The organism is Kitasatospora sp. MY 5-36 (assembly GCF_001182915.1).
Lineage (GTDB): Bacteria > Actinomycetota > Actinomycetes > Streptomycetales > Streptomycetaceae > Kitasatospora.
Window position 1 is genome coordinate 1 of the sequence record NZ_LFVW01001075.1, and the last position, 2,089, is coordinate 2,089.

Annotated in this window: 2 protein-coding genes and 1 pseudogene; 2 read left to right on the plus strand and 1 reads right to left on the minus strand. The window is 76.4% G+C overall.

Annotated features, from left to right (window positions below):
• The first annotated feature begins 224 nt into the window (after positions 1–224).
• Positions 225–578, plus strand: coding sequence for a helix-turn-helix transcriptional regulator (locus AE652_RS40215; RefSeq protein ID WP_049660701.1), 354 nt, complete (start codon positions 225–227; stop codon positions 576–578).
• Between the two features lie 43 nt (positions 579–621).
• On the opposite strand, the gene AE652_RS40220 is transcribed toward AE652_RS40215, so the two are convergent.
• On the minus strand, positions 622–1,617 hold the full coding sequence (locus tag AE652_RS40220; protein WP_049660695.1) for a zinc-dependent alcohol dehydrogenase family protein: 996 nt from the start codon (positions 1,615–1,617) through the stop codon (positions 622–624).
• Between the two features lie 183 nt (positions 1,618–1,800).
• Here AE652_RS40220 and AE652_RS40225 point away from each other — a divergent pair.
• Positions 1,801–2,089: pseudogene (locus AE652_RS40225) on the plus strand (aminoglycoside phosphotransferase family protein); the annotation flags it as partial.

Consider the following 2,089-nt stretch of genomic DNA (forward strand, 5'->3'; position numbering starts at 1 on the left):
CGGCCCCCGTGCCGGGCGGCGGGGCGTGTTGCGCGGGTGTTGCGGTGGGTGTGGGCGGCGGGTGGGGCGCGGGGGCGGTCCGGGGGTCCGGCGCGCCTCCCGGGGGCGGAGGCCGGGGGCCGGGCGATCGTCCCTGGTAGCGTCGTGCTCGTGAAGTCGCGCACACGGCGCGGTTTTTGACTGTCGGACAGACGGGGGTCGAGTGTTGGGAAGGGGTGGTGGGTGTGGGGCGGGCACGCGTGGCGGCGCGGGTGATCGTGCACCCTGGTGTGGAGGACGTGAGCGTCCAGCAGGTGCTGGAGGCGCTCGCTGATCCGGCCCGCAGGACGGTGGTGCGCACGCTCGCGCACTCGGGAGCCGATCTCAGCTGCGGTTCCTTCGACCTGCCGGTGGGGCGTTCGACCTCCAGCCACCACTTCAGCGTGCTGCGCGAGGCGGGGCTGCTGCGCCAGTACTACGTGGGCACCACCAAGATGAACGCGCTGCGCAGCGAGGAGTTGGAGCGGCGGTTCCCGGGGTTGCTGGCGGCGGTGGTGGCCGCCGCCGACGCGGAGGCCCGCCGGGCCCCGGGGGCCTGAGGGCCCGCCGGCCCCCGGCGGGGGGCCGGCCTCCGGTGGTGGTTCAGTCGCCGACGGCCAGGACGATCTTGCCGATCTGGGTGCCGGCCTCCAGGTAGCGGTGGGCCTCGGCGACGGTGTCGAGGCCTTCGAAGACGCGGTCGACGGCGGGGGTGAAGGAGCCGTCGGCCAGGCCGGCGGTGACGAACGCGTGGGCGCGGCGCAGGCGTTCGTCGTCCCGGGTGACCTCGTGCATGGAGAAGAAGCGGCTGGTGACGGGGGCGAAGGTGTCCTGGCCGGGCATCGGGGTGTCGCGGGGGTCGAGGCGGCCGTAGACGGTCAGGCGTCCGCCGGGGGCCAGGGTGCGGGCGAGGGTCAGGACGCCGGGTCCGGCGACGGGGTCGAGGGCGGTGCGCACGCCGGATCCGCCGGTGGCCGCGTCGACGCGGGCGAGGAGGTCGTCCTCGCCGGTGACGACGACCTCGGCGGCGCCGGCGTCCAGCAGGTGCCGGGCCTTGGCGCGGGTGCGGGTGGTGGCGATCGGGTGGGCGCCCAGGCGGCGGGCGGTGCGGATGGCGGCCAGGCCCACGCCGGAGGCGGCGGCGGTGATCAGCACGTGGTCGCCGGGGCGCAGGTGGCCGTCCTCGGCGAGGGCGCCGTAGGCGGTGAGGTAGGGCATCCACACGGCGGCGCCCTGGGCGGGGGTGAGGCCGGCGGGGTGGGGGACGGCGGCGCGGGCGGGGACCAGGACGTGGGTGCCGTAGACGCCGTAGTCGTTCTGGGAGAACGCGGGCACGGTGTCGACGCGGTCGCCGGGCGTGAAGGCGGTGACGCCCTCGCCGACGGCCTCCACGGTGCCGCTGGCCTCGTAGCCGAGGGTGGCGGGCAGGCGCGGCCGCTCCAGGTAGGTGCCGGCGCGGAAGAGGGCCTCGGCGCGGTTGAGGCCGATCGCGGCCACGCGCAGGCGCAGTTCGCCGGGCCCGGGTTCGGGCAAGGGGCGCTCGCGTACGGCCAGTACCTCCGGTCCTCCGGTGGTCTCGAAGACGACGGTCCTGGGCATGGCGGGCCCCTCCCCCTGGGTGTGGTGCGGATCGGCGTCCAGCCAACCCCGGGCGCGCCCCGCCTGTCAAACTTCGACGCCTGTCGGAATAGGGGGCTTCTGTCCGTGGTTGTACGGGAGTTGACTCTTCGTCAGGCCTACTCGGGGCGGGTCGGGCGGGGGTGGGGCGTAGGCTTGCCGTCCATGATCGACGGTGGGGACTGGGGCCAGGGGTGGGACGGCACGCGCCGGTGGGTGGAGGGGCTCCTCGCGCCCGGTGAGCGCGTCACGCGGGTGAGCGCGCTCACCGGCGGGTGGACCTCGCGGATGCGCCGCGTGGACGTGGAGCGGGCGGGGGGCGCGGGCCCGTACGCGCTGGTGCTGCGCTCCTTCGTCAAGCCGTTCTACCGCCGCCACGCCCCGGGGCTGCTGGCCCGCGAGGCGGCGGTGCTGCGCCTGCTGGAGGGCGGCGGCGTCCCGGCGGCGCGCCTGC

Bases quoted from the DNA above. Each gene is read 5' to 3' on its own strand.
- AE652_RS40220 (WP_049660695.1), bottom strand. From the start codon at position 1,617: ATGCCCAGGACCGTCGTCTTCGAGACCACCGGAGGACCGGAGGTACTG.